The sequence below is a fragment of the Paracoccus fontiphilus genome (genome assembly GCF_017356265.1).
In the GTDB taxonomy this organism is placed as follows: domain Bacteria; phylum Pseudomonadota; class Alphaproteobacteria; order Rhodobacterales; family Rhodobacteraceae; genus Paracoccus; species Paracoccus fontiphilus.
In genome coordinates this window covers 43,106-66,328 of the sequence record NZ_JAFNAW010000016.1, presented here as the reverse complement: position 1 = coordinate 66,328, position 23,223 = coordinate 43,106, and the positions used below count along the sequence as shown (strand labels likewise).

Genomic DNA, 23,223 nt, shown 5'->3' with positions numbered 1-23,223 from the left:
CCTCGGCCGGGGTCAGGCGCGGCGGCAGCGGCACGGGCCGCGCGGCACGGGGGCCCGTGTTGCCGCCCGGCTGCCCCGGGACGGCTCCTGCGCGCAGCGGTTGGTCCAGCACCAGGTCCGGCTGCCTGCCGCCGATCAGCTCCAGATAAACCTCGGCCAGCAGCTCGCTGTCCAACAGCGCCCCGTGCAACTGCCGGTTCGAGTTGTCGATGCCGAAGCGGCGGCACAGGGCGTCCAGCGAGGCGGGCGCGCCGGGAAACTTCTCTCGGGCCAGGGCCAGCGTGTCCAGCGCGCGCGACCAGGGCAGGGCGGGATAGCCCGCCCGGCGGAACTCGGCGTTCAGGAACTTCATGTCGAAGCTGGCATTGTGGATCACCAGCCGGGCGTCGTCGCCGATGAAATCGACAAAGTCCCGAACGACTTCTGCGAATTTTGGCTTGTCGCGCAGGAAGTCGTCGCCCAGGCCATGCACCTCGAAGGCGTCCTTGGGCATGGACCGTTCGGGATTGATGTAGACGTGGAAGGTCCGGCCCGTCGGCAGGTGGTTCACCAGCTCGATCCCGCCGATCTCGACGATGCGGTCGTCCTTTTCCGCATCGAAGCCGGTGGTTTCGGTATCCATCACGATCTCACGCACGGGCGGCAATCTCCTTCACGATCTGGTCCACGGCCTGGCGGGCGGATGCCAAGCTGTCGGTCGGGATGATCCAGTCGGCCCGCGCCCGCTTTTCCGCGTCGGGCATCTGGCGCGACAGGATCAGGTCCAGCAGGTCGTCCGTCATGCCCGGCCGCGCCATGACCCGAAGCCGCTGGGTCCGGGCATCGGCCGAGACAACGGCCACCCCGTCCATCTGCCCCTCATACCCGTTCTCATAGAGCAGCGGAATATCCAGGACCACCAGAAGGGCGTCGGAATGGTCTGCGACAAAGGCGTGCCGATCCGCGGCGACGATGGGATGGACGATGGCCGACAGCCGGTCCAGCGCGGCGGGATCATTCGCGATGGCGGTCTTCAGGGCGTCGCGGTCAATTCCGCCGTTCCGCAGCGCCGAGGGAAAGGCCGCGGCAACCGGCTCGACCGCGGCACCGCCGGGCGCGTAAAGGCGGTGAACCGCCTGGTCGGCGTCCCAGACGGGGTAACCCGCATTGCGAAACATTTCTGCGGTCGTGGACTTTCCCATGCCGATGCTGCCGGTCAGGCCAAGGCGGAAGGTCATTCCAGCACAGCCCTGCGCAGATCGTCGTCGACTTCGGGGCGGCGTCCGAACCACCGCTCGAATCCCGGCGCCGCCTGGTGCAGCAACATGCCCAGCCCATCCACCACCCGGCACCCGCGCGCCTGCGCGTCCAGCAGGAAGGGCGTCATCAGCGGGGTATAGACTAGGTCGGTGACAAGGGCGTCCGGCGACAGGGCATCCAGAGGCAGGCGCAGGGGCTGCTTGCCTTCCATCCCCAGAGAAGTGGCGTTGACGACCGTTGCCGCGCCTTCCAGCATGTTTCCGGCCTGTGCCCAGTCATAGACGACCAGCCGGGCCCCGAATTCGGCCTTGATCTGTTCCGACCGGATGCGCGTGCGGTTGGTGATGCGCAGCTCCTTCACGCCGCTGTCCAGCAGCGATGCCACCACCGCCCGCGCCGCGCCGCCTGCGCCGATCACCACGGCGGGTCCGGCATCCGGCTGCCAGTCAGGCGCGTTCTGCCGCAGATTGGCGATGAAGCCGTAGCCATCGGTGTTGTCCGCATGGATCTTGCCGTCCGGCCGGAAGATCAGCGTATTCGCCGCCCCGATCAGGGCCGCGCGGTCGGTCACGGCATCGGCAAGCGTCAGCACGGCCTCCTTGTGGGGGATGGTGACGTTGATGCCGACAAAGCCAAGCCGGGGCAGGGCCCGCAAGACCTCGGCCAGATGCTCGGGCATGACGGGCATGGGGATGTAATGCCCGGCGATACCGTAGCGGCGCAGCCAGTGACCGTGCAGGCGGGGCGACCGGGAATGCGCGACCGGCATTCCGATGACCCCGGCCAGAGGAACATGATGGGAAAGGCTTGGCTGATCGTCGGTCATGGGGCGTCCTTGGCTTTCCCTGCAAGACTAAGCCTGCCGGCTTTCAAGAAAAAGCAGTCATTTTCGGCAATTAAAGCGCCTGCACCGTCCTGTGGACAAGATCCGGGGGGAATCGGGTCGAATCATGGGGGCAGGAAGGCCCATGAAAATGCCTTGTGGATTTGCCCCCGGAACTTCCGTCGAACGGCGACGTTCGCCCCACAAGTGGATAACGAAGAGACTTGTGACCGCAGATCTGTGGACAAGCGCTCCACGGGTCCGCGGTCCACATTTTCATCCACATACCATGATTATGATAAAAAAGTATTTTCCATTATCTCGCGCCCGTAATCCCATAATTATCCACAGGCTGTCGGGAGGTGGGCAAACCCGTGGATTTCCCCTTTATCCTTTTGTCCACAGCCCCTACAGCAACATCATCCTTCTTTCTTTCTCTTTTATTTAAGTGAAGGTGCCGATGTCGGATTGGCTTGCCCTGATCTATCCCTATGCCAAGGCCTTCCATGTCATGGCGGTGATTTCCTGGATGGCGGGGCTGTTCTACCTGCCCCGTTTGTTCGTCTATCACGCCGAACGCGGCCGGACGCCCGAGCCTGCGGAAAGCTTTGCCATCATGGAGGCCAAGCTTCTGCGGCTGATCATGAACCCGGCCATGATCGCCACCTGGCTCAGCGGCCTGTCCCTGGTGCTGACGCCGGGCATCGTCGACTGGTCGATGGCCTGGCCCTGGACCAAGGCCGCCTGCGTTCTGGCGATGACGGGGTTCCACATGTGGTGCGCGGGCCAGCGGCGGCTCCTGGAGGCGGGCAAGGGCCATCCGGGCAGGCGCTACCGCTTGATGAACGAGGTGCCGACCCTGCTGATGGTGGGCATCGTGGTGTCGGTCATCGTCAAGTTCTGACGGCCCCGTCGTTGACTCGCGGCCTTTCCCCGACTATGTGAACTCCAAGCCCGGCCGTCCGGCACGGGGATTCCCGATCCTTATCCTTTCAGCCGCGCGGCGATCCGTGATCGTGCGGCATTCGCGGTGACACCATGACCGAAGAACGTCTCAACCTCTCCGAACTCAAGGCCAAGAGCCCGGCCGACCTGCTCTCGATGGCCGAGGAGTGGGAGATCGAGAACGCCTCGACCATGCGCAAGGGCGAGATGATGTTCCAGCTGCTGAAGGAACATGCCGAGGAAGGCGTGGAGATCGGCGGAGACGGCGTGCTGGAGGTTGTTCAGGACGGTTTCGGCTTCCTGCGGTCCACTGCGGCGAACTACCTGCCCGGTCCCGACGACATCTATGTCAGTCCCGACATGATCCGCCAGCATTCCCTGCGCACCGGCGACACGGTCGAGGGGGTGATCCGCGCGCCTGGCGAGAACGAGCGTTACTTCGCGCTGACCAAGGTGGAGCGGATCAACTTCGAGGACCCCGAGAAGGCCCGACACAAGGTCGCCTTCGACAACCTGACCCCGCTGTACCCGAACGAGCGGTTGAAGATGGAGGTCGAGGACCCCACCATCAAGGATCGTTCGGCCCGCATCATCGACCTGGTGGCGCCCATCGGCAAGGGCCAGCGGTCGCTGATCGTGGCACCCCCGCGCACGGGCAAGACGGTGCTGCTGCAGAACATCGCCCATTCGATCGAGCGCAATCATCCGGAATGCTATCTGATCGTCCTGCTGATCGACGAACGCCCGGAAGAGGTGACCGACATGCAGCGGTCCGTGAAAGGCGAAGTCGTCTCATCGACCTTCGACGAGCCCGCCAGCCGGCACGTTGCAGTATCCGAAATGGTGATCGAGAAAGCCAAACGTCTGGTTGAACATAAACGAGATGTTGTTATTCTTCTCGATTCGATCACAAGACTTGGTAGGGCTTTCAATACCGTGGTGCCAAGCTCGGGCAAGGTGCTGACGGGTGGTGTGGATGCGAATGCCTTGCAGCGGCCGAAGCGCTTCTTCGGCGCGGCCCGCAACATCGAGGAGGGCGGTTCGCTGACCATCATCGCCACGGCGCTGATCGACACCGGGTCGCGCATGGATGAGGTGATCTTCGAAGAGTTCAAGGGTACCGGCAACAGCGAAATCGTGCTTGACCGGAAGGTTGCCGACAAGCGTGTCTTCCCGGCGATGGACATTCTCAAGTCCGGCACACGGAAGGAAGAACTGCTGGTCGATTCGAAGGACCTGCAAAAGACCTACCTGCTGCGCCGCATCCTGAACCCGATGGGAACGACCGATGCGATCGAGTTCCTGATTTCCAAGCTCAAGCAGACCAAGTCGAATTCCGACTTCTTCGACTCGATGAACGCCTAGCGAGGCAGGAATGGATCTGATCTACGCTGAAGCCACTCCGCCCGGGCGGGGTGGCGTTTCCATTGTACGCATCAGCGGAACCGGTGCCCGAAATGCCGCCGAGCGTCTGGCAGGCCGGCTGCCGCAATCACGACATGCCTATTTGCGGCAGATCGCCGACGGCGACGAAATCCTGGATCGCGCATTGATCCTGTGGTTCGAAAGCGGCCAAAGCTTCACGGGCGAGGAGGTGGTCGAGATACACCTGCACGGCGCCCCGGTGATCGTCAGGCGGTTGGGGCAACTCCTCAGAGCCCAAGGTATCAGACTTGCCGAGGCCGGAGAGTTTACCCGCCGGGCCTTTCTCAACGGCAAGATGGATCTTTCCGAGGTGGAAGGACTTGGCGATCTTCTGGCAGCCGAGACTGAATCCCAACGGCGGATAGCGCTGCGAACCTCGAGTGGTGAGCTTGCCCGAAAGGCGGAGTCTTGGCGATCCCTGCTGGTTCGGGCAGGCGCCTTGACGGAGAGCAGCATCGACTTTGCCGATGAGGAAGTCCCCGATGACGTTCCGGAAGAAGTCTTCGTTCTTCTGGACAGGTTTCGCAGGGAACTGGACGACCAGATCCGTGGCTATGCTGCAGCCGAACGGATAAGAAACGGCTTCGAAGTCGCTATCATCGGTCCTCCGAATGCTGGCAAGTCCAGTCTTTTGAACAGGATAGGACGTCGGGAAGTTGCGCTCGTGTCTGATGTGGCCGGAACAACCAGGGACATCATAGAGCTTCGTGTGGATCTTCGGGGTCTGGCCGTGACCTTCCTGGATACGGCGGGACTGAGGGAGTCCCAAGACAGGATTGAAAGCCTGGGGATTGATCGTGCGCGTGGACGTGCCTTGGCGGCGGATTTGCGCGTGCACCTTTCCCCCGAGGGAAACGTTGATGATCAGCTTTGGCAACCCGGCGATCTGGCCGTGACCAGCAAGGCCGATCTGCAGGCTTCCGGCAGCGAACTGAAGGTTTCGTCCCTTACGGGAGAAGGTCTGGACGAGTTCTTGGAGAAAGTCTTTGCGGCGTTGTCGCAGCGGGCGGCAGGCGCGTCTCTGGTCAGCCATGAACGCCAGTTGAATGCATTGCTTGCCGCAAGAGCTGCTGCCGATGTTCAGGAGGATGCGCCTCCGGAACTCATTGCCGAGGCATTGCGTCAAGCTGCCATCTCGCTTGATAGTCTGCTTGGCAGAATCGGCGCAGACGATTATCTGGATGTCATCTTTACCTCCTTCTGTATCGGAAAATAGGTGTTTCACGTGAAACAATACGATGTGATCGTGATCGGTGCCGGCCATGCTGGCTTGGAAGCGGCGTCGGCTGCAGCTCGAGTTGGAGCCGCAACCGCGCTTGTAACCATGCGGCGCGAGGATATCGGCACGCTTTCCTGCAACCCGGCCATCGGCGGTCTGGGAAAGGGGCATCTTGTCCGGGAAGTTGATGCGCTGGATGGCTTGATGGGGCTGCTTGCAGATCAGGCGGGAATCCAGTTTCGCCTCTTGAACCGCAAGAAAGGACCCGCCGTCCAAGGTCCACGGGCGCAGATGGACCGTGCGCTGTACCGACAGGCGGCATTCCAAGCCATTTCTCAGCATCAGGGCTTGGACTTGGTTCTCGGAGAAGTTGCAAAATTTGTGAACGAGGGGGGTAGCGTTCGTGGTGTCGAGCTTGCAGGTGGAACGCAGTTGTCCGCGAAAGCTGTCGTTCTGACGACCGGAACATTTCTGAACGGTACGATTCATATCGGGGATGTAAGCCGACCCGCAGGCCGCTGGGGAGATCAAGCCTCGAACAGGCTGGCCGAGTCCCTCAAGGAATACAGTTCAGCCTTGGGACGTCTGAAAACGGGCACTCCGCCACGGCTGGATGGCAGAACGATAGACTGGGATCGTCTGGAAAGGCAGGAGGGCGACGAGGAACCAACGCTTTTCTCCTATCTCAGCCATGGTCTGTCGGTGCCGCAGATTTCCTGTGGCATCACGTACACCAACACGCGCACGCACGACATCATTTCCGCGAACCTGACGCGTTCGGCGATGTATGGAGGCCACATCTCAGGTCGTGGACCACGCTACTGTCCCTCCATCGAAGACAAGGTCCTTCGCTTCGCAGAAAAGGATTCGCACCAGATCTTCCTGGAGCCGGAGGGGCTGGACGACCATACGGTCTATCCCAATGGTATTTCCACCTCCCTGCCGGCAGAGGTCCAATCGCAGTATGTCCGCAGCATTGTCGGGCTGGAGCAGGCCGAAATTCTGCAGCCCGGATATGCCGTGGAATACGACTATGTCGATCCTCGCTCGCTGACTTCGACCCTGCAGATGAAGGCGGTCGAGGGATTATATCTGGCGGGTCAGATCAATGGCACCACAGGTTACGAGGAAGCAGCAGCACAGGGCGTGGTTGCAGGCCTGAATGCAGGGCTGCAGGCCTTGGATCGCGATCCGGTCATCTTCAGTCGTGCCGACAGCTACATCGGCGTGATGGTAGATGACCTGACCACGCGCGGCGTGACAGAGCCTTACCGCATGTTCACATCGCGCGCGGAGTTCAGGCTCAGCTTGAGAGCGGACAATGCGGATCGCCGCTTGACCCCGCTGGGAATTGATCTGGGATGCGTCGGGGACGAAAGGCGCCGGGCATTTGAAAAGCGGCAAGAAAGCTATCTCAAAGCACGCGACTTGCTTGAGGCGAAGACTTATTCTTCCGCAGCGCTTCAGAAAGCAGGTTTGGCGGTTCGACAGGACGGCCAGGTTCGGTCGGTTTTTACGCTTCTGGGTCAGCAGAACATCGCCCTTGAGGATCTGTCCGAACTGTTTCCTCCTCTTCAGGACATTGCTGCCGCGACTCTCCGGCAAATCCAGTGCGACGCTCTTTATTCTCAATATACGGATCGCCAAGCTGCGGATGCGGATCTGCTGCGCCGTGACGAGGCCATTCCTCTGCCTAGCGACTTTGACTATTCTCAACTCATGGGTTTGTCCAATGAGTTGAAGGTAAAGCTGACCGAGGCTTGTCCCGAAACGCTGGCTGCGGCCGCGAAACTCGAAGGAATGACCCCCGCTGCCCTTACTCTTGTTATCGCTGCCGTACGATCCAAGGGCTTCAAAGCGGCATGAGTGTTTCACGTGAAACATCCGAGCGTCTGGAGATCTACGAACAACTTCTGATCCGCTGGAATCCACGCATCAACCTGGTCGCCGAAGTGAGCTTGGCCGACCTCAGGGCGAGGCATGTTCAAGACTCGTTGCAGGTAGGCGATCTTATGGACGGCGCTGAAGGCCACTGGGTGGATCTGGGCAGTGGAGGCGGCTTGCCAGGCATCGTTCTGGCGATTGCCAAGGCACACACGGCGCTTTTCTTCACACTTGTCGAAAGCGATCAGCGAAAGGCCGCTTTCCTGCGTGAAGTCATTCGAAAGACAGGTTTGAAGAACGCCCGCGTGATCGTGGATCGGATCGAAGCAGTTCCGCCGTTGAATGCTGCTTATATCAGTGCCCGGGCTCTTGCTCCGCTGCCCAAGCTCATGTCATATCTTGATCTTCATCTTGCACCCGCAGGAAAGGCGTATTTGATGAAGGGTCGCCAGTGGCAGTCCGAAGTTGAAGATGCTAGAATCGAATGGAACTTCAACTGTATCGCGCATCCCAGCCGAACCCAGGAGGGCGCAGCGACCTTGGAAATAAGCGGAGTATCTCATGGCGCATCATAGCGTCGTTGCCATTGCAAACCAGAAGGGCGGCGTTGGCAAGACAACGACCGCCGTCAACCTGGGCGCAGCGCTGGCAATGGATGGGCACCGCACGATCCTGATCGATCTTGATCCTCAGGGAAACGCCTCGACCGGTCTCGGCATTGATGTCGACCAACGCCACAAGACGGTCTATGACCTGATGGCCGGGCCCGAGTCGCTGAGCGACTGCAGCATCGCCACCCGTATCGAAAATCTGAGCATCGTTCCCGCGACTTCGGACTTGGCATCCGCCGACGTCGATCTTTCGCAGACGAAGGATCGGACCCGTCTGCTGCGTCGCAAGCTCGAGGATGCACCCAAGGGTGCCATCATCCTGATCGACTGCCCGCCTGCCTTGGGCCTTCTTACCGTGAATGCCATGATCGCTGCCGACGCGGTGCTTGTGCCGCTGCAGGCGGAATTTTACGCCCTGGAAGGCTTGTCTCAGCTGCTCACGACGGTGAAGCAGGTGCGTCAGACGGGCAATCCTGACCTGCGGATCAATGGTGTGCTTCTGACCATGTCGGATTACCGCAACAATCTGTCGCAACAGGTCGAAGCCGATGCGCGGGCCACGCTTGGGGAACTCGTCTTTCCGACCGTTATTCCCCGGAATGTTCGCGTGTCCGAGGCACCCTCCTTTGCGCAGCCGGTTCTGCTATATGATCCTTCCTCCAAGGGAAGTGCCGCTTACCGGCAGTTTGCGAATGAATTTGCCGCCCGTCTGAAGCTCGTCAAAGAGGAAGCCTGATGTCCGATAGCAAGCTTGCCAAGCGTGGCCTGGGGCGTGGGCTGTCTGCCCTTATGGCGGATCTTGATCTGGATGGCGCTGCCGATCCGAAACCGCTCAAGGAACGGACGATGATCCCGATCGAGCAGATCACCGCCAATCCCGACCAGCCGCGACGCAGCTTCGAGCCAGCGGCGCTTCAGGAACTGGCGGACTCGCTGAGACAGCGAGGTGTATTGCAGCCCTTGATCGTCCGCAGACATCCCGCTGATGAAGGACTTTATCAAATCGTCGCGGGCGAACGTCGCTGGCGTGCCGCGCAGATGGCACAGTTGCACGAACTTCCGGTCATCGTCCGCGATCTGACGGACAACGAGGTTCTTGAAGTCGCGATCATCGAGAACATCCAGCGTGCCGACCTGAACGCGATCGAGGAGGCGGCGTCCTTCCGGCAGTTGATGGACCGGTTCGGCCACACGCAGGAGAAGCTGGCCGAAGCCTTGAACAAGAGCCGCAGCCATATTGCCAACCTGCTTCGGCTTCTGACATTGCCCGATCAGGTCCAGGACTACCTGAAGGATGGCAAGCTGAGCGCCGGCCATGCCCGCGCCCTTGTCACGGCGGAAAATTCCGCAGTTCTGGCAAGGAAGATCATCGAAGGTGGTCTTTCCGTCCGGGAAACGGAAGATCTGGTACGAAAGCAGAACGAAGGCACAACTTCTAGGTCCAATCGGGCCAAGAAACAGTCCAAGGATGCAGACACCCGCGCCTTGGAAGCCGATCTCTCGGCCCAGTTGAAGACAACCGTCACCATAGATCATTCCGCCAGCGGTGCGGGGGCCGTTTGCATCGCCTATCGCGATCTGGAGGAACTGGATCGTCTTTGCCAGATTCTTGGTGGAAGCAGCTGGGCTAGGAACTGAGATCCTCGTCCAGGTCACGGCGATGGTCGATATCCTTCAACAGGTGGGATGGTACCTGAACGCGGTTCAGATCCGGCAGTGACCGTAGCAAGTCTCGTGCGCCGACATCCCCTGTCAGACTGAAAATCCTTGTGAAAAGCGCGCGAGGGATGCTGGCGGGCGGGCAGATGCGGGTCCCGTCCCACAGGGCGGCCGGGCCTGGCGCGGCGGCGATCTTCCGGATGATATCGGCGTCGATGTTCGGCATGTCGCCAAGCACGATCATGGCCGCGTTGTCCCGAACCTGGGACAGCCCGGCCTGGAGAGACTGCGACTGGGTACCGCAGCAACGCACGATCCGGAACTCGGGCAGCAGTCCTTCGACGTCAGGATCGGCGATCACGGCAATCGATGGAAGTCCTGTCTGGATGATCGCGTCGGCCGCGTGACGAACAAGGGGTTTTCCGCGATAGACGGTCTGCAGCTTGCACTGCGGTCCAAATCGCGACGATCTTCCGGCTGCCAAAAGGACGATCGTGGTCAGGTTGCGGCCTCCAATGCTTCGGCAAGGACGGATATCGCAAGGACCTTGGGATCACGGGCGGACGGGATCAGGCCGATGGGACCTCGCAAGCGATCAAGCCCCTCCACGATGCCGCGCGCCTTGAGCGTTTCCAACCGCGCGTCACGGGCCCTTCGAGACCCCTGGGCCCCGATATAGAAGGCGGCGGACTCCAGCGCACGGGCAAGGATCGGGGGTTCCCAGTCATGGTCGTGGAAGAACAGGATCACGGCGGTACGGTCGTCGATCTCCAGATCGGTGGGCAAGGCCGGCCAATGCAGCAGGCGGACCGGGCAGCCGCTCTCCGCGACCTGTGCCATCGTGGCGCGATCCGGGGTCGAGAGCAGAAGGGGATAGCCGGCTGCCTGCACCAGACGCGTGAAAACGACCGCCTCGGGGCCTTGGCCGAAGACCAGAAAGCGGGGAGGAGGCTTGATCCCGATGCGAAAGCCCCCCGGCACCGGGCCCGTCGGACCCGCCTCGCAGCGCCTCAGGGCCAAGGTGTCGCTGATGTGAAGCGCGACATGCTGGCGCGACGCGCGGGCCGTTGCAATTTCCGACAGCAGGCGGGGGCAGGGCCGGGGAATCAGGCTGATCTCCAGTCCCCCGCCGCAGGGCAGTTGCAGGTCGAACCAGGGGGAACCCTCTCCGTATCGGAGGCGCAGAGGACCGCCAAGCAGGGCGTGCCGCGCATATCTGGCCAGGTCGGTTTCGATGCAGCCGGAACTCAGCGTTCCGACCTGTCGGTCCCCGCAGAAGGCCATCATCTCGCCCAGGGGACGGTAGGATGGGCCCTGGATGCCGGTGATGACGGCCAGAACGGCGTCGGGGCAGTCAAGCGCGGCGGCAAGGGGGTCGTCGGGCAACGCCGACGACCCCGCCACCGGCAAAGGGTCCGGCATGGTCACGGGTCCAGTCCCGCGATGATCTTGTCGGGCGTCGCCGGCAATTCGCGGACCCGGACGCCGCAGGCGTTGTAGATCGCGTTCAGCACCGCCGCCCCGGCCCCGCAGATGCCAAGCTCTCCCAGCCCCTTGGCCTGCAAGGGGCCGACATAGGCATCCCGTTCCTGAAGGAAATGCACCTCGAGCGGCGGCACGTCAGCATGGCAGGGGATGTGGTATTCGGCAAGATCGCGGCTGACCGCATGGCCGTCGCGGCGGTCATGCTCCATGGCCTCGGTCAGGGCAATGCCGATGCCGAAGGTCATGCCGCCCAGGCACTGCGACCGCGCGGTCTTTTCGTTCAGCACCCGTCCGCAGGCAAAGACGCCCATCATCCGGCGCACGCGAACCTCGCCCGTCCAGCGGTTCACCGCGACCTCGGCCCAATGGCTGCCCCAGGTGGCCTGACGGTGGCTTTTTTCGGTCTTGCCCGGTTCCAGGTGACCTTCGCCGGTGATCGTTCCCTCCACCACTTCGGACAAGGACTTCGAGACGTTTCCGGCGCGGGCCATGCCGTCCTGCAGCGTCAGGTCGCCTTCGTCGCAGCCAATCGCCTTGGCGATCTGGCGGCGGATCTCCTCGCAGGCCAGGAAGACCGAGTTGCCGCTGGACGCCGCGCCGAAGGACCCGCCCGACCCCGCGGCAGGGGGGAACTGCGTGTCGCCCAGCTTCACCTCGACCCGGTCGGCCGGAAGCCCCAGCATCTCGGCCGCCAACTGGCCCAGGATGGTATAGGTGCCGGTGCCGATATCGGTCATGTCGGTCTCGACGATGGCGCTGCCATCCTGGACCAGCGTCACCCTGGCGCGCGATTCCACAAGCTGGTTGACGCGCACGGCAGAGGCCATGCCGATGCCGATATACCATTCCCCTTCAAGGCGCTCCTTGGCGGGGCGGCGGTCGGACCAGCCGAACAGCTTGGCGCCTTCCTGCAGCGCCTCGGTCAGCTTGTGGCTGCTGAAGGGTCGTCCGGTGACCGGCTCGGCTTCGGGGATGTTGCGCAGGCGCAGGTCCACCGGATCGATCCCGGCAGCCTCGGCCAACTCGTCCATGGCGCATTCGAAGACGGTCACGCCGACCGCCTCGCCCGGAGCCCGGACAGAGCCCGCGCAACTGCGGTGGATGCGGGCGATGGCATGGACGACCTGCCGGTGGGCGGCCTGATAGGTAAAGGGCGTGGCCTGGGTGACGGGTTCCGAGAAGCCGTCATCCGGCAGGTTCGAGACAAGCGCCTCGTGACCCAGGCCGGTCAGGGTGCCATCCGCGTCGCAGGCAAGGCGAATCCGCTGGCGCGTCTCGGACCGTCGATGCGCCAGATCGAAGACCTGCTGGCGGGTCATGGACACCTGGACCGGCCGGCCAAGCTTCTGGGCGGCAATCGCGGCCGCCACGGATTCGGCATTGATGCCCAGCTTGGACCCGAAGCCGCCGCCGACATAGGGCGCCAGCAGCCGCAGCTTGTCAGGCCGGATGCCCAGCGCGTCGGCCATCTGTTCCTTGTTCGACGACAGCATCTGCAGCCCCGCGCGGATCGTCACCCGGTCGCCGTCCCATTCGGCGATCGCGGCATGAGGCTCCATCGCGGCGGCCATCTGCGAGGGCGTGTGCCAGACCTGATCGACCGAAAAGGCCGCCTCTTGCATTGCCTTGTCCAGATCGCCGGTCTTGGACTGCTTCTTCGGCGGCAGCTCGGGCGTCACGTCCTCGGGGTTGACGGGCACGTCCTCGCGCGCATAGCGGACCGACAGGTTCTGCGCCGCATGGCGGGCGGCCTCGAAGGTGTCGGCCACGACCAGGGCGATGGCCTGGCCCATGTAGTCGATCCCGTCGGGGCCCGATTTCGGCGCCTTGCGCGCCATGCCCTGCGCGGCGAAGCGGACCATCCGCTTGTCCCGGATCACCGCCAGGGCGCCGGGGGCGTCGCCGATCTCCAGCACCTTGCCCGCCGGGATGGCGGCCTGCACCAGCACCCCGTAGGCAAGGTTGCGGGGCCGCGCCTCGGCGGCATAGGTGGCGCGGCCCGCCACCTTCAGCGGTCCTTCCAGCCGGTTCAGGGGTTGGCCGATGACGCCCTGCGCCATGTGGTCCAGCCGGTCGTCGTGGTTCGGGCCATCGACCCTCAGGTGTCGTGTCATGCCTTGGCCTCCATTCCGGTCGCGTCGCGCAGGGTCGCGATCAGCGTGCGGCGCAGCAGGGGGATCTTGAACTGGTTCTCGCCATGGGCCTGGGCCGGACGCAGCAAGATGTCCGCCGCCTCGGCGAACAGCGCATCGGACGGTTCCTGTCCGGTCAACAACCGCTCGACCTCGGGGTCTCGCCAGGGCTTGTGGGCGACGCCGCCAAAGGCCAGGGCGGCATGGCCGATCCGGCTTCCGTCCATGCCGATGACCGCCGCAACCGAAACCAGGGCGAAGGCATAGGAGGCCCGGTCCCGCACCTTGCGATAGCGATGCTGGCCGCCGACGGGGGCGGGCAGGATCACGGCGGTGATGATGTCGCCCGGCTGCAGGGCCGTCTCGACATGGGGCGTGTCGCCCGGCAGCTTGTGAAAGTCCGCCAGCGGGATGCGGCGGGGCGAAGGACCGCCGATCTCGACCTCGGCGTCAAGCGCGCGCAGGGCCACCGCCATGTCGCCGGGATAGGTGGCGATGCAATGGGGGGATGCGCCCAGAATCGCGTGGTTGCGCGTCACGCCGCCGATGGCCGAACAGCCCGCGCCGGGGTCGCGCTTGTTGCAGGCCATGCGGCGGTCGTAGAAATACGGGCAGCGCGTCCGCTGCATCAGGTTGCCGCCGGTCGTCGCCATGTTGCGCAACTGCCCGCTGGCGCCCGCCAGAAGCGCGCGGGACAGGACGGGGTAATCCCGCCGGACCGCGGGATGGGCGGCCAGGTCGCTGTTCCTGACCAGGGCGCCGATGCGCAGCCCCTGGCCCTCCGCTTCGACCCGGTCCAGATCCAGCCGGGTGATGTCCACCAACGAACCGGGGGCCATCACCTCGTGCTTCATCAGGTCCAGCAGGTTGGTGCCGCCCGCGATGATCGTGGCCCCGGCGGGCAGGTCGTCCAAGGATGTCGCGCGGTGAAAGGAAAAGTCCCTCATGCTGCGTCCTCGCGCCGGTTGTCGCCTTGGGCAGCCTGCCGGATGGCCGCGACGATGTTGGTATAGGCGGCGCAGCGGCACAGGTTGCCGCTCATCCGTTCGGCGATCTCGGCATGGCTCAGCTCGAACGGGCCGTCCAGCGACTCCGAGGCATGGCTGGGCCAGCCTGCCGCGATCTCCTCCAGCATGCCGGCGGCCGAACAGATCTGGCCGGGCGTGCAATAGCCGCATTGGAAGCCGTCATGGTCCAGGAACTGCTGCTGCAAGGGCGACAGGTGGCCGGGCGTGCCGATCCCCTCGATGGTGGTGATGTCGCGGTCCTCGACCATGCAGGCCAGCGTCAGGCAGGCATTGACGCGGCGCCCGTCCATCAGGACCGTGCAGGACCCGCATTGGCCGTGGTCGCAGCCCTTCTTGGTCCCCGTCAATCCGAGGTGATGGCGAAGCGCATCCAGAAGCGTGGTGCGCGGGTCCACGTCCAAGTGATGGGACGTGCCGTTCAGGTTCAGCGTGATCTGCATGGATTCCCCAATGGCTGGCATGGCGGCTGGCAGCGCCTCAACGGCCTGGGATGGCAGGGCGTTCCCTTCCGGCGGACGCTTTCACGGACGGAACGGCGCGGGGGCCAAGGCGTTTCCCCGCGACAACCCCTTTCGGAGGACCGCATGTCCACATCGAACACCACCCAGGACCACGACACCATCCGCGAATGGGCGGAATCGCGCGACGGCCACCCCGCCATGGTCGAGACCAAGGGCGAAGGCGGCATCCTGCGCATCGACTTCGGCGAGGAAGAGGAAGGCCTGACCCGGATTTCCTGGGACGAGTTCTTCGAGATCTTCGACGAGAACGGCCTGCATTTCCTGTACCAGGACGAAACGGCCGGTGGCGACACCAGCCGTTTCAACAAGTTCGTGTCCGAGGGCAAGTGAACAAGGGCGGCAGGGCGCCGCGCTGGTCAGCGCCGCGCGATGTCCTGCCCGCCCATCTCGCGGAAGGTGCCTTCCACGGTTTCGACCCGGTCCGACGCCACATCGACCGACACCTTGATCCCGCCGCGCAGGGCGGCGCCTTCCGCACCGTCGCCCTTGTTCGCATCACCGCCCGAGGGGCGATTGCCGGCGGTGTTGCCGGGGCCCTCGGGCTCGGCGAAGATGTCGGCCCGGTTCAGCCCGTGTTGCTGGACCAGATGCTCGATGGCGTAGTCGGCGGCTTCCCGCGTCTCGAACAGGGCCGAGACGGATTTCGTGGCGTCGTCTGACATTCGGTTCTCCTTGGCTTGCGAATGATGGCGGGTGCCGGGCAGCAGGCGGTCGACGGCCCAGGCCGCGGCAAGGCCCAGCGCCGCGCCCGCGGCGACGTCGATGGGATAGTGCTTGGCCCGCGGCACCTGCACCGTCGCGATCATGGCTGCAAAGGCGGTGACGGGAAGGGACAAGGCCGGCATGTCGCGGGCCACGATCCGGGCAACCGCGACCGCCCCGGCCGTGTGGCCCGACGGGAACGAGGTTTCGTGGCCTCCCTCGGCCTCGCCCGGCTCGAAATGGTAGTCCTGCTCATCGACCATCTTTTCGGGGCGGGTGCGGCGCAGGCGGTTCTTGATGCGGCGCTTGACGACATTGGCCAGCACATGGGCCGCCATCATCCGCAGGCCGGTCCGGGCGATGTCGGCCCGCCCGCCAAGGATGCCCCCGGCGATGACCGCCCCGCAGACCGTGGTCAGCTGCATCTGGTCCGCCAGTTCGCTGACCGTGCCCAAGGTCCTGACCATGGGATGATGGCGGTGCTGCGCGGCCGCCTTGGCGGCCTCGACGTCGATCTTCTCAAGCCCCTCGGTCTTGGCGGCGGGGTCGTCAGGCTCGGTCTGGTCGGGCATCTGTGACATGCCTCGGTAACGGCCCCCGCTGACGGCGGTTCCCCCTTTTCGGAACAATCCCCGCGCGAGCCGGTTTTCTTCGACGCCAACATGCAAGGAGGGTTGAGACATGGCCAATGCAAGCAGCAAGAAGTTCGGCGCGGGCCAGCAGGACCAGGGCAAGGGCGACGGCACCGGCGGCATGTCCCCCGACGTGCCCGACCAGCTGCCCGACAACGAGATCCTGTCGAACCGCGACAAGTCGCGCCATTCCGATCAGCGCGGCCTCGATTCCCGTCATGTCGATACCGAGCAGCTTCACGATCACGTCGGCAACCGCGACGGCGACAAGGAGGGTTAGGACCATGTCCAAGCATCCGAAGACCGACCAGCCGTCCGACAAGGATCTGGACCAGGACCCCGGCATCGGGCGGTCCAAGGGCGCCGGTGTCGACGACCCGCAGATCGGCGGCGACAACACCTTTGAAGGCGACGTGCTGAACGACACCACCCCGCAGGGCGGCATCGATCCCAACCAGCGCGGGCGCACCAACAAGTAACGGAGGAAAGCGCCATGGTCGGCAAGAAGACCAAGGACCAGCAGCAGCGCATCATCGAAAAGCAGGTCGATACCACCAACGCCGATCCCGACTTCGATCCGCGCCCCGACCTGAAGGCATCGGACAAGCGCGAGGCGCGCAAGGACGCCGACGAGGCAGACGAGGGCTAGATGCCCGCAGGCGGCGACCTGGCAAAGGCGATCTCCGGCGGCTGCGTTCCGTTGCCGCCGCCGGAGGATGATGATTTCGCGGCCATTGCCGACCGATGGGCGGATCGCCGCATCCTGATGCTGGGCGAGTCCAGCCATGGCACGGCCGAGTTCTACCGCGCCCGCGGGGCCATCACCCGCCGGATGATCGACCGCCACGGCGTCAGGATCGTCGCGGTCGAGGCGGACTGGCCCGACGCCGCCATCCTGAACCGCCATGCGCGCGGCCTGCCGCAGGACGACACAGGCCAGGCCTTCCAGCGTTTTCCCCGCTGGATGTGGCGCAATGCCGAGGTGGCGGGCCTGATCGAATGGATGCGCGACTGGAACCGGGGCAGGGCGCCCGAGGACCAGGCGGGCTTCTACGGCCTCGACCTTTACAATTTCCATGCCTCGATCCGGGCCGTGCTGGACTATCTGGACCGCACCGATCCCGAGGCGGCAAGCCTTGCGCGGACCCGCTATGGCTGCCTGGAACCCTGGATCGACCGACCCGCCGCCTATGGCCGCGCCGGCCTTCGGGGCTATCGCGATTGCGAGCAGGCGGTGGTCCAGCAATGCCGCGATCTCCTGTCCCGGGCTCTGGGGCCGGGCCAGGGGATCGACCTGCTGGACGCGGCGCAGAACGCCCGGCTGGTCGCCTCGGCCGAACGCTATTACCGGGTGATGTACCAGGGCGGGTCCCAAGCCTGGAACCTGCGCGACAGCCACATGGCCGACACGCTGGACCATCTGCTGCAGGCGGGCGGTCCCGGCGCCAAGGCGGTGGTCTGGGCCCATAACTCGCATATTGGCGACGCCCGCGCGACCGAGATGGGCAGCCGGAGGGCCGAGCACAATCTGGGCCAGCTTGCCCGCGAACGGTGGGACGGCCAGGTCGCCCTGATCGGCCTTGGCACCGACCACGGCAGTGTCACCGCCGCAAGCAACTGGGGCGCCCCGGCCGAGGTCAAGACCGTGCGGCCCTCGCATCCCGACAGCTTCGAACGGCTTTGCCACGACACCGGGATCGACGGCTTCCTGCTGGATCTGCGGGCAAATGCCTTGCTGGCCGAAGGATTGTCGCGATCCTTGCCGCAGCGCTTCATCGGCGTGATCTACCGCCCAGAGACGGAATTGCAGAGCCACTACATGCAGGCGAGGCCCGGCCGGCAGTATGACGGATGGATCTGGTTCGACCGGACCCAGGCCCTGGTCGAGGCAGGACCGGGGGCCGGGCACGGCGACGTGCCCGATACCTGGCCTTTCGGATTGTGACATGGCGGACCTGGTCATCTTCGCGGACCGGGCCCAGGCGGGCGCCCGGTTTACCGAACGCCTGACCGGCTATCGTGGCGGGGGACTGCGTCGTCCTGGCCCTGCCGCGCGGCGGCGTGCCGGTGGCCTTGTCGGTGGCGCGGATGCTGGCGGCGCCGCTGGACCGCCTTCGCCATGTCGCGGACGACATCGTTTGCCCCGGCACCCCCTGTCCGTTTTGCGCGGTCGGCCTGCATCATCGCGACTTCGCGCAGGTCGGCGATGACGAGGTCGTCGCAGCCCTGGATGAGGGTGACGGACAGGCGTAACTGCGGGCCGTCCTTCTTGTCCGGTGGCGCGAACCCCCTTGGCGATCTTCTGACAGCGGCCGCGGGATCACCCGGCGGCATAGCGATCAAGCCGCCGCGCCAGCCGCGACACGGCGGCCTTGAAGGCTATGGCGATCAGGATCGTGGCGGCAAGGGCCGCGAACATCGCGTCGATCTTCATGCGCCCGCTCGACTGGATCATCAACGCGCCCAGGCCGTGCGACCCGCCCACCCATTCGCCCACGATGGCCGCCGCCGGGGCATAGACGGCGGCGATGCGCAACCCGCTGGCCAGATCGGGCAGGGCGGCGGGGATGCGGACGATCCGCATCGCCTCCAGCGGCGTGGCGCCCATGCTGTCGGCCAGTTCGCGAAACACCTTGGGCGTGCGCGCCAGCCCGTCCCCGAAGGCCGAGGCCACGGGGAAGAACACCATCAGCGCGACGATGGCGATCTTGGGGGCGATGCCGTAGCCCAGCCACAGGGTCAGAAGCGGCGCAAAGGCGAAGATCGGCACCGTCTGGCTGAAGGTCATCAGCGGCATCAGCGCGCGGCCCAGGGGCGCCAGCAGGCCCATGGCAAGCGCCAGCAGGACGCCCAGTCCGGCACCGATGGCGAAACCGGCGGCGATCTCTGCCCCGGTGATCAGGGCGGCGCGGGCTAGGGCGGCCCGGCCGTCGATCACGGCGCTTGCGACCGCCAAGGGGCCCGGCAGCAGGAAGCGCGGGATCTGCAAGGCCGTGACGGTGCCCTGCCACAGCAGCACGAAGACCACCGCAAGGCGGATCACCCGGCCAGCGTCCAGAAGGCGGCTTCCAGGCGTGTTGCGGTCGAGAAGCGGTCCTGCAACTGCCCCCAGCGAGGCAGGACATGGGCCTGCTGTCCCAGCCGGCTTGCCACCGCGCCGTCGATCAGCGCGGCGGTGCCGTGGCACAACGCCTGGTAGTCGGCCCCGCCATAAGTCTCGATCCATTCGGCATAGGCCGGATCATGCGGTTCGGACAGCAGCCGCGCTCCGATCTCTCCGTAGCCCAGGACGCAGGGCGCCAGCGCCGCCAGCAGGTCCAGGAAGTCGCCGCTGTATCCGGCCTCCAGCACGTAACGGGTATAGGCGAGATTCTGCGGCGCCTCGACCGTGGCTATCACGTCCGCCTCGGTGATCCCGGCCCGGCCGCACAGGTCCACATGCAGCCGCGTTTCGGTTTCCAGCAGGGCGTGGACGGTGGCGGAACAGGCGCGCATCTCGGGCAGCGAGCCCGCCTTCGTGACGGCCAGCGACCAGGCGCGGGCGAAGTGGATCAGGAACAGGTAGTCCTGCGCCAGATAGGTCAGGAAGGCGTGGCGCGGCAGGCTGCCATCGGCCAGCGACCGCAGGAACGGCGCGCGGACATAGGCGTCCCAGTCGGGCGCGCCCGCCCGCCACAGGGGAAAGCAGGTGCCATAGCTCATGCGCCGGGGTCCGTCGCTAGGGCGCTGACGGGCAGGGTGGCGTCGATCAGCCCGGCATCGCGCAGGAAAGCCTCGAACCGGGCATAGCGGCCGTGATCCACCGCGCCGGGGCTTTGCGAGAAGCGCGGCAGGGTCGCGGCCCAGGCCTGCCGGTTCAGCTCGTCATCCAGGTCGGGATGGGCGTCGCGGAAGACCTGCCAGGCCTTGTCCGGGTGGTTGAGGATGTAATGCGCGCCACGCTCCATGGCGGCGACGAAGCGGGCGGTGGCATCGGGGTCCATCGTCTGCGGGTTCGCCAGCAGGATCAGTTCATCATAGGCGGGGATGCCGTTTTCCTCGACGAACAGGCAGCGGCCCTCGGCGCCCTCCAGCCGCATCTGCGTCATCTCGAAGTTGCGGAACCCGCCCAGCGTGGCATCGACCTGGCCCGTCATCAGCGCGGGCGACAGGGACCAGCCGACATTGACCAGCTCCACGTCGTCGATGGACAGCCCCGCCCCTTCCAGCATGGCGCCCATCAGCGCGGTTTCCATCCCCGGCACCGAATAGCCGACCGTGCGGCCCTTCAGGTCCGCGATGGATTGCACCGGCCCATCGGCCATCACCGTCACGCAGTTCAGGGGCGTGGCGACCAAGGTGGCGATGCGGGTCAGCGGCAGGCCTTCATGCACCTGCAGGTGCAGTTGCGGCTGATAGCCCACGGCCAGATCGACCTGACCCGAGGCGAGCATCCGCGGCGGATCGGACGGATCGGCGGGGGCGGTGATGGCGACCGTCAGGCCGGCGTCCGCGAAATAGCCCAATTCCTGCGCCACGATGATCGGCGCGTGGTCGGGGTTCACGAACCAGTCCAGCATCAGCGACAGATCCTGCGCGCAAGCAGGGGTGGCGGATAGCGCAAGGACCAGAACAAGGGGCTTCATAGGGGATCTCCAAGGGCGACAAGGGCAATGGCGCCCGGCCAGTCGCGGCGCAGGCGGTCGGCGGCGGCCCAGGCCCGAAGGCCCGAGCGGCAGGCGAAGACGACTCTTTGGCCGTCGGCCGGGCGCAGGCGTTCCGGCTGGCGCAGGGCGTGGGGCACGAAGGGCAGGGGGGCTTCGTCGGGGCCGCGCAGCTCGACCGCCAAGTCGTCCGGGCGCATCTGGCTGGTGGCGATGAAGCGGTGGCCGGTTAGGGGTTCCGGCGCGCCGTCGAAGCGGAACGAGGCAGGGCGCAACCCGTCGAAGCGGATCATCTGGCCCAAGGGCGAGGGGTGCAGGCCCAGCAGCACCGCCATTGCCATCTGTGCCTGCAACGCGCCGATCAGCCCGGCCATCGGACCCATCACGCCTGCCGTCGCGCAGGTGCCCGCCTGCGCGGGCAGGTCCGGGAACACCGCCCGGAACGATGGTGCGCCGCCGCAGAAGCCGCCCGCGAAGCCTTCGGTGCCCAGGACAGATGCGGCGATCAAGGGGCGGCCTGCGGCAAGGCAGGCGTCCGACAGCGCATAGGTCGCGGCGAAGCTGTCAGCGCAGTCCAGAACCACATCGGCCCCCGCCACCAGATCCGGCGCATTGGCCGGGTCCAGCCGCGCCACAAGGGGCGTGACAACGGTATCGGGGTTCAGCGCGGCCATCTCCAGCGCCGCCGCGACGGCCTTGGGGGTGCCCAGATGGCGGCCGTAGATCGGCTGGCGATGCAGGTTCGAGATCTCGGCCCGGTCGGGATCGACCAGCGTGATGCGGCCCACCCCCGCGCCGGTCAGGTATTGCAGCACGGGCACGCCCAGGGCGCCCGCGCCGACAACAAGCACATGCGCCGCCGCAAGCCGGGCCTGGCCCGCCTCGCCGATGGCGGGCAGGACGGTCTGGCGGGCATATCTCATGCTGCGACCTCCAGCCATTCGCGGATGCGCGCCTCGGGGTCGGGGTTCAGCGTGATGTCGGTCACGGCGGCCGCCACGTCCGCGCCCGCCGCGAAGGCCAGCCGTGCCCGGTCCGGCGTCAGACCGCCAATGGCGCAAAGGGGGATGTCGCCGATGCGCGCCTTCCAGTCGGTCAGCTTCTCGACGCCCTGCCGGTGCCATTTCATCTGCTTCAGGATCGTCGGCCAGACCGGGCCAAGCGCCACGTAATCGGGCTTGCAGGCCAGCGCCCGGTCCAGTTCCGCATCGTCATGGGTCGAGATGCCAAGCCGCAGCCCCGCCACGCGGATCGCGGGCAGGTCGGCGCTGTCCAGATCCTCTTGCCCCAGATGCAGGAAGTCGCAGCCCAGATCGATCGCCAACCGCCAATGGTCGTTCACCACAAGGATCGCGCCATGCGTGCGGCACAGGTCGCGGGCGCGGGCGATCTCGGCCCGCAGGGCGTCGTCGGGCCGGTCCTTGATGCGCAACTGCACCAGCCGCACGCCCAGCGGCAGGGCGCGGGCGATCCAGTCGGTGCTGTCGAAGATCGGGTAGAAACGCGGCAGCCTCATAGAAATGCCCGCCCGATCACGGGGGTCGAGGGGATGGCCATGTCGGTCCGCTCCATCGGGTCGGCAAGATATGCGGCGCGTCCGGCGCGGATGGCGTCGGCCATGGCGCCCGCCATGGCGGCAGGATCGCCCGCGCGGGCCACGGCGCTGTTCAGCAGGACCGCGTCATAGCCCATCTCCATCGCCGCCGCCGCGTGGCTGGGCAGGCCGATACCCGCATCGACGACCAGCGGCACATCGGGGAAAGCCGCGCGCAACGCCCGCAGCCCGTGGGGATTGTTCAGCCCCAGTCCCGATCCGATGGGCGCGCCCCAGGGCATCAGCACCTGGCAGCCCGCGTCCAGCAGGCGTTCGCAGACGGTCAGATCCTCGGTGCAATAGGGGAAGACCTTGAAGCCGTCGGCGGCCAGGATGCGAGCGGCCTCGACCAGGCCGAAGACGTCGGGCTGCAGCGTGTCGGCGTGGCCGATCACCTCCAGCTTGATCCAGTCGGTGGCGAAGACCTCGCGCGCCATATGGGCGGTGGTGACGGCCTCGCGCACGCTGTGGCAGCCGGCGGTGTTGGGCAGCAGGCGGACGCCCAGCGACTGGATCAGCGCCCAGAAGTCCTGCCCGCCGCCCCCTTCCCGGCGCAGCGACACGGTGGCGATGCCCGCACCCGACCGGGCAAAGGCGTCGGCCAGGATCTTGGGCGAGGGATAGCCCGCCGTGCCCAGCATCAGGGCGCTGTCGATTTCGGAGCCATAGAAGACGGGCATC

General features: G+C 65.4%; 28 protein-coding genes. 13 read left to right on the top strand and 15 right to left on the bottom strand.

The window, feature by feature from the left end:
* The 3 genes from dnaQ to J0F76_RS08120 form a co-directional block, all read right to left on the bottom strand.
* Positions 1-637 (bottom strand): DNA polymerase III subunit epsilon (dnaQ, locus tag J0F76_RS08130; RefSeq protein WP_207467711.1); only part of this gene is annotated, 637 nt, incomplete at its 3' end.
* On the bottom strand, positions 630-1,217 hold the full coding sequence (coaE, locus tag J0F76_RS08125; RefSeq protein ID WP_207467709.1) for a dephospho-CoA kinase: 588 nt from the start codon (positions 1,215-1,217) through the stop codon (positions 630-632). The genes dnaQ and coaE, both read right to left, overlap by 8 nt.
* Positions 1,214-2,065 carry a shikimate dehydrogenase gene (locus J0F76_RS08120; RefSeq protein WP_207467707.1) on the bottom strand — a complete coding sequence of 284 codons (852 nt, stop codon included), beginning with the start codon at positions 2,063-2,065 and terminating at the stop codon, positions 1,214-1,216. The genes coaE and J0F76_RS08120 overlap by 4 nt, the downstream gene beginning before the upstream one ends.
* Before the next feature lie 457 nt (positions 2,066-2,522).
* Between J0F76_RS08120 and J0F76_RS08115 the strand changes: the two genes are divergently transcribed.
* The 7 genes from J0F76_RS08115 (at position 2,523) to J0F76_RS08085 (ending at position 9,784) form a co-directional block, all read left to right on the top strand.
* Positions 2,523-2,966, top strand: coding sequence for a CopD family protein (locus tag J0F76_RS08115; RefSeq protein ID WP_207467705.1), 444 nt, complete (start codon positions 2,523-2,525; stop codon positions 2,964-2,966).
* A 134-nt stretch (positions 2,967-3,100) separates the two neighbouring features.
* Complete coding sequence (gene rho, locus J0F76_RS08110; protein ID WP_207467703.1) at positions 3,101-4,372, top strand: transcription termination factor Rho; 1,272 nt, start codon at positions 3,101-3,103, stop codon at positions 4,370-4,372.
* A gap of 10 nt (positions 4,373-4,382) precedes the next feature.
* Complete coding sequence (mnmE, locus tag J0F76_RS08105; RefSeq protein WP_207467701.1) at positions 4,383-5,648, top strand: tRNA uridine-5-carboxymethylaminomethyl(34) synthesis GTPase MnmE; 1,266 nt, start codon at positions 4,383-4,385, stop codon at positions 5,646-5,648.
* Complete coding sequence (gene mnmG / locus J0F76_RS08100; RefSeq protein WP_207467699.1) at positions 5,649-7,517, top strand: tRNA uridine-5-carboxymethylaminomethyl(34) synthesis enzyme MnmG; 1,869 nt, start codon at positions 5,649-5,651, stop codon at positions 7,515-7,517.
* The gene (rsmG, locus tag J0F76_RS08095; protein ID WP_207467697.1) at positions 7,514-8,110 is read left to right on the top strand and encodes a 16S rRNA (guanine(527)-N(7))-methyltransferase RsmG; all 597 of its coding nucleotides are present in this window, start codon (positions 7,514-7,516) and stop codon (positions 8,108-8,110) included. Before mnmG ends, rsmG begins: the two co-directional genes overlap by 4 nt.
* Positions 8,097-8,882, top strand: coding sequence for a ParA family protein (locus J0F76_RS08090; protein WP_207467689.1), 786 nt, complete (start codon positions 8,097-8,099; stop codon positions 8,880-8,882). Before rsmG ends, J0F76_RS08090 begins: the two co-directional genes overlap by 14 nt.
* Positions 8,882-9,784 carry a ParB/RepB/Spo0J family partition protein gene (locus J0F76_RS08085; protein ID WP_207467687.1) on the top strand — a complete coding sequence of 301 codons (903 nt, stop codon included), beginning with the start codon at positions 8,882-8,884 and terminating at the stop codon, positions 9,782-9,784. The genes J0F76_RS08090 and J0F76_RS08085 overlap by 1 nt, the downstream gene beginning before the upstream one ends.
* Here J0F76_RS08085 and J0F76_RS08080 read toward each other — a convergent pair.
* From J0F76_RS08080 to J0F76_RS08060, 5 genes are read right to left on the bottom strand one after another with little or no spacing between them, the layout of a single operon-like run.
* Positions 9,774-10,289: a nucleotidyltransferase family protein gene (locus tag J0F76_RS08080; RefSeq protein WP_207467685.1), complete on the bottom strand. Its 516-nt coding sequence runs from the start codon at positions 10,287-10,289 to the stop codon at positions 9,774-9,776. The genes J0F76_RS08085 and J0F76_RS08080 overlap by 11 nt on opposite strands.
* A gap of 14 nt (positions 10,290-10,303) precedes the next feature.
* A complete protein-coding gene (locus J0F76_RS08075) occupies positions 10,304-11,227 on the bottom strand; it encodes an XdhC family protein (protein WP_207467683.1) in 924 nt (307 codons plus the stop codon).
* Positions 11,228-11,229: 2 nt separating this feature from the next.
* Positions 11,230-13,404: a xanthine dehydrogenase family protein molybdopterin-binding subunit gene (locus J0F76_RS08070; protein ID WP_207467681.1), complete on the bottom strand. Its 2,175-nt coding sequence runs from the start codon at positions 13,402-13,404 to the stop codon at positions 11,230-11,232.
* On the bottom strand, positions 13,401-14,369 hold the full coding sequence (locus J0F76_RS08065) for an FAD binding domain-containing protein (RefSeq protein ID WP_207467679.1): 969 nt from the start codon (positions 14,367-14,369) through the stop codon (positions 13,401-13,403). The genes J0F76_RS08070 and J0F76_RS08065 overlap by 4 nt, the downstream gene beginning before the upstream one ends.
* Positions 14,366-14,890 carry a 2Fe-2S iron-sulfur cluster-binding protein gene (locus J0F76_RS08060; protein ID WP_207467717.1) on the bottom strand — a complete coding sequence of 175 codons (525 nt, stop codon included), beginning with the start codon at positions 14,888-14,890 and terminating at the stop codon, positions 14,366-14,368. Before J0F76_RS08060 ends, J0F76_RS08065 begins: the two co-directional genes overlap by 4 nt.
* A gap of 144 nt (positions 14,891-15,034) precedes the next feature.
* Between J0F76_RS08060 and J0F76_RS08055 the strand changes: the two genes are divergently transcribed.
* Positions 15,035-15,301, top strand: coding sequence for a hypothetical protein (locus J0F76_RS08055; protein WP_207467678.1), 267 nt, complete (start codon positions 15,035-15,037; stop codon positions 15,299-15,301).
* A gap of 26 nt (positions 15,302-15,327) precedes the next feature.
* Here J0F76_RS08055 and J0F76_RS08050 read toward each other — a convergent pair whose 3' ends face one another.
* Positions 15,328-16,245: a phosphatase PAP2 family protein gene (locus tag J0F76_RS08050; protein ID WP_207467676.1), complete on the bottom strand. Its 918-nt coding sequence runs from the start codon at positions 16,243-16,245 to the stop codon at positions 15,328-15,330.
* Positions 16,246-16,354: 109 nt separating this feature from the next.
* On the opposite strand from J0F76_RS08050, the gene J0F76_RS08045 reads away from it, so the two are divergent.
* The 5 genes from J0F76_RS08045 (at position 16,355) to J0F76_RS08025 (ending at position 18,558) form a co-directional block, all read left to right on the top strand.
* Complete coding sequence (locus J0F76_RS08045; protein ID WP_207467674.1) at positions 16,355-16,585, top strand: hypothetical protein; 231 nt, start codon at positions 16,355-16,357, stop codon at positions 16,583-16,585.
* A gap of 4 nt (positions 16,586-16,589) precedes the next feature.
* Entirely contained in the window at positions 16,590-16,784 is a 195-nt protein-coding gene (locus J0F76_RS08040; protein ID WP_207467673.1) for a hypothetical protein, read from the top strand.
* 14 nt (positions 16,785-16,798) lie between these two features.
* Complete coding sequence (locus J0F76_RS08035; RefSeq protein ID WP_207467671.1) at positions 16,799-16,954, top strand: hypothetical protein; 156 nt, start codon at positions 16,799-16,801, stop codon at positions 16,952-16,954.
* Positions 16,955-18,250 (top strand): erythromycin esterase family protein, encoded by a 1,296-nt coding sequence (locus tag J0F76_RS08030; RefSeq protein ID WP_207467669.1) that lies wholly within the window; start codon positions 16,955-16,957, stop codon positions 18,248-18,250.
* Between the two features lie 74 nt (positions 18,251-18,324).
* On the top strand, positions 18,325-18,558 hold the full coding sequence (locus tag J0F76_RS08025; RefSeq protein ID WP_207467666.1) for a hypothetical protein: 234 nt from the start codon (positions 18,325-18,327) through the stop codon (positions 18,556-18,558).
* Positions 18,559-18,625: 67 nt separating this feature from the next.
* On the opposite strand, the gene J0F76_RS08020 is transcribed toward J0F76_RS08025, so the two are convergent.
* The 6 genes from J0F76_RS08020 to J0F76_RS07995 are packed head-to-tail and all read right to left on the bottom strand — an operon-like array spanning position 18,626 to position 23,222.
* Positions 18,626-19,348, bottom strand: a complete 723-nt coding sequence (locus J0F76_RS08020; protein WP_207467664.1) for an ABC transporter permease subunit — start codon at positions 19,346-19,348, stop codon at positions 18,626-18,628.
* Entirely contained in the window at positions 19,345-20,007 is a 663-nt protein-coding gene (locus J0F76_RS08015; RefSeq protein ID WP_207467662.1) for a TenA family protein, read from the bottom strand. Before J0F76_RS08015 ends, J0F76_RS08020 begins: the two co-directional genes overlap by 4 nt.
* Positions 20,004-20,930, bottom strand: coding sequence for an ABC transporter substrate-binding protein (locus J0F76_RS08010; RefSeq protein WP_207467660.1), 927 nt, complete (start codon positions 20,928-20,930; stop codon positions 20,004-20,006). Before J0F76_RS08010 ends, J0F76_RS08015 begins: the two co-directional genes overlap by 4 nt.
* Positions 20,927-21,871 (bottom strand): HesA/MoeB/ThiF family protein, encoded by a 945-nt coding sequence (locus J0F76_RS08005; protein ID WP_242690067.1) that lies wholly within the window; start codon positions 21,869-21,871, stop codon positions 20,927-20,929. Before J0F76_RS08005 ends, J0F76_RS08010 begins: the two co-directional genes overlap by 4 nt.
* Positions 21,868-22,464, bottom strand: coding sequence for a thiamine phosphate synthase (locus J0F76_RS08000; RefSeq protein WP_207467648.1), 597 nt, complete (start codon positions 22,462-22,464; stop codon positions 21,868-21,870). The genes J0F76_RS08005 and J0F76_RS08000 overlap by 4 nt, the downstream gene beginning before the upstream one ends.
* The gene (locus J0F76_RS07995; RefSeq protein WP_207467646.1) at positions 22,461-23,222 is read right to left on the bottom strand and encodes a thiazole synthase; all 762 of its coding nucleotides are present in this window, start codon (positions 23,220-23,222) and stop codon (positions 22,461-22,463) included. Before J0F76_RS07995 ends, J0F76_RS08000 begins: the two co-directional genes overlap by 4 nt.
* Between the last annotated feature and the right edge of the window lies 1 nt (position 23,223).

Bases quoted from the DNA above. Each gene is read 5' to 3' on its own strand.
- J0F76_RS07995 (WP_207467646.1), bottom strand. From the start codon at position 23,222: ATGCCCGTCTTCTATGGCTCCGAAATCGACAGCGCCCTGATGCTGGGC.
- J0F76_RS08055 (WP_207467678.1), top strand. From the start codon at position 15,035: ATGTCCACATCGAACACCACCCAGGACCACGACACCATCCGCGAATGG.
- J0F76_RS08085 (WP_207467687.1), top strand. From the start codon at position 8,882: ATGTCCGATAGCAAGCTTGCCAAGCGTGGCCTGGGGCGTGGGCTGTCT.
- J0F76_RS08000 (WP_207467648.1), bottom strand. From the start codon at position 22,464: ATGAGGCTGCCGCGTTTCTACCCGATCTTCGACAGCACCGACTGGATC.
- J0F76_RS08035 (WP_207467671.1), top strand. From the start codon at position 16,799: ATGGTCGGCAAGAAGACCAAGGACCAGCAGCAGCGCATCATCGAAAAG.
- J0F76_RS08075 (WP_207467683.1), bottom strand. From the start codon at position 11,227: ATGCCGGACCCTTTGCCGGTGGCGGGGTCGTCGGCGTTGCCCGACGAC.
- J0F76_RS08050 (WP_207467676.1), bottom strand. From the start codon at position 16,245: ATGCCCGACCAGACCGAGCCTGACGACCCCGCCGCCAAGACCGAGGGG.
- J0F76_RS08120 (WP_207467707.1), bottom strand. From the start codon at position 2,065: ATGACCGACGATCAGCCAAGCCTTTCCCATCATGTTCCTCTGGCCGGG.
- coaE (WP_207467709.1), bottom strand. From the start codon at position 1,217: ATGACCTTCCGCCTTGGCCTGACCGGCAGCATCGGCATGGGAAAGTCC.
- mnmE (WP_207467701.1), top strand. From the start codon at position 4,383: ATGGATCTGATCTACGCTGAAGCCACTCCGCCCGGGCGGGGTGGCGTT.
- rsmG (WP_207467697.1), top strand. From the start codon at position 7,514: ATGAGTGTTTCACGTGAAACATCCGAGCGTCTGGAGATCTACGAACAA.
- J0F76_RS08070 (WP_207467681.1), bottom strand. From the start codon at position 13,404: ATGACACGACACCTGAGGGTCGATGGCCCGAACCACGACGACCGGCTG.
- rho (WP_207467703.1), top strand. From the start codon at position 3,101: ATGACCGAAGAACGTCTCAACCTCTCCGAACTCAAGGCCAAGAGCCCG.
- J0F76_RS08065 (WP_207467679.1), bottom strand. From the start codon at position 14,369: ATGAGGGACTTTTCCTTTCACCGCGCGACATCCTTGGACGACCTGCCC.
- J0F76_RS08115 (WP_207467705.1), top strand. From the start codon at position 2,523: ATGTCGGATTGGCTTGCCCTGATCTATCCCTATGCCAAGGCCTTCCAT.
- J0F76_RS08005 (WP_242690067.1), bottom strand. From the start codon at position 21,871: ATGAGATATGCCCGCCAGACCGTCCTGCCCGCCATCGGCGAGGCGGGC.
- J0F76_RS08015 (WP_207467662.1), bottom strand. From the start codon at position 20,007: ATGAGCTATGGCACCTGCTTTCCCCTGTGGCGGGCGGGCGCGCCCGAC.
- J0F76_RS08045 (WP_207467674.1), top strand. From the start codon at position 16,355: ATGGCCAATGCAAGCAGCAAGAAGTTCGGCGCGGGCCAGCAGGACCAG.
- J0F76_RS08090 (WP_207467689.1), top strand. From the start codon at position 8,097: ATGGCGCATCATAGCGTCGTTGCCATTGCAAACCAGAAGGGCGGCGTT.
- J0F76_RS08040 (WP_207467673.1), top strand. From the start codon at position 16,590: ATGTCCAAGCATCCGAAGACCGACCAGCCGTCCGACAAGGATCTGGAC.
- J0F76_RS08010 (WP_207467660.1), bottom strand. From the start codon at position 20,930: ATGAAGCCCCTTGTTCTGGTCCTTGCGCTATCCGCCACCCCTGCTTGC.
- J0F76_RS08030 (WP_207467669.1), top strand. From the start codon at position 16,955: ATGCCCGCAGGCGGCGACCTGGCAAAGGCGATCTCCGGCGGCTGCGTT.
- J0F76_RS08060 (WP_207467717.1), bottom strand. From the start codon at position 14,890: ATGCAGATCACGCTGAACCTGAACGGCACGTCCCATCACTTGGACGTG.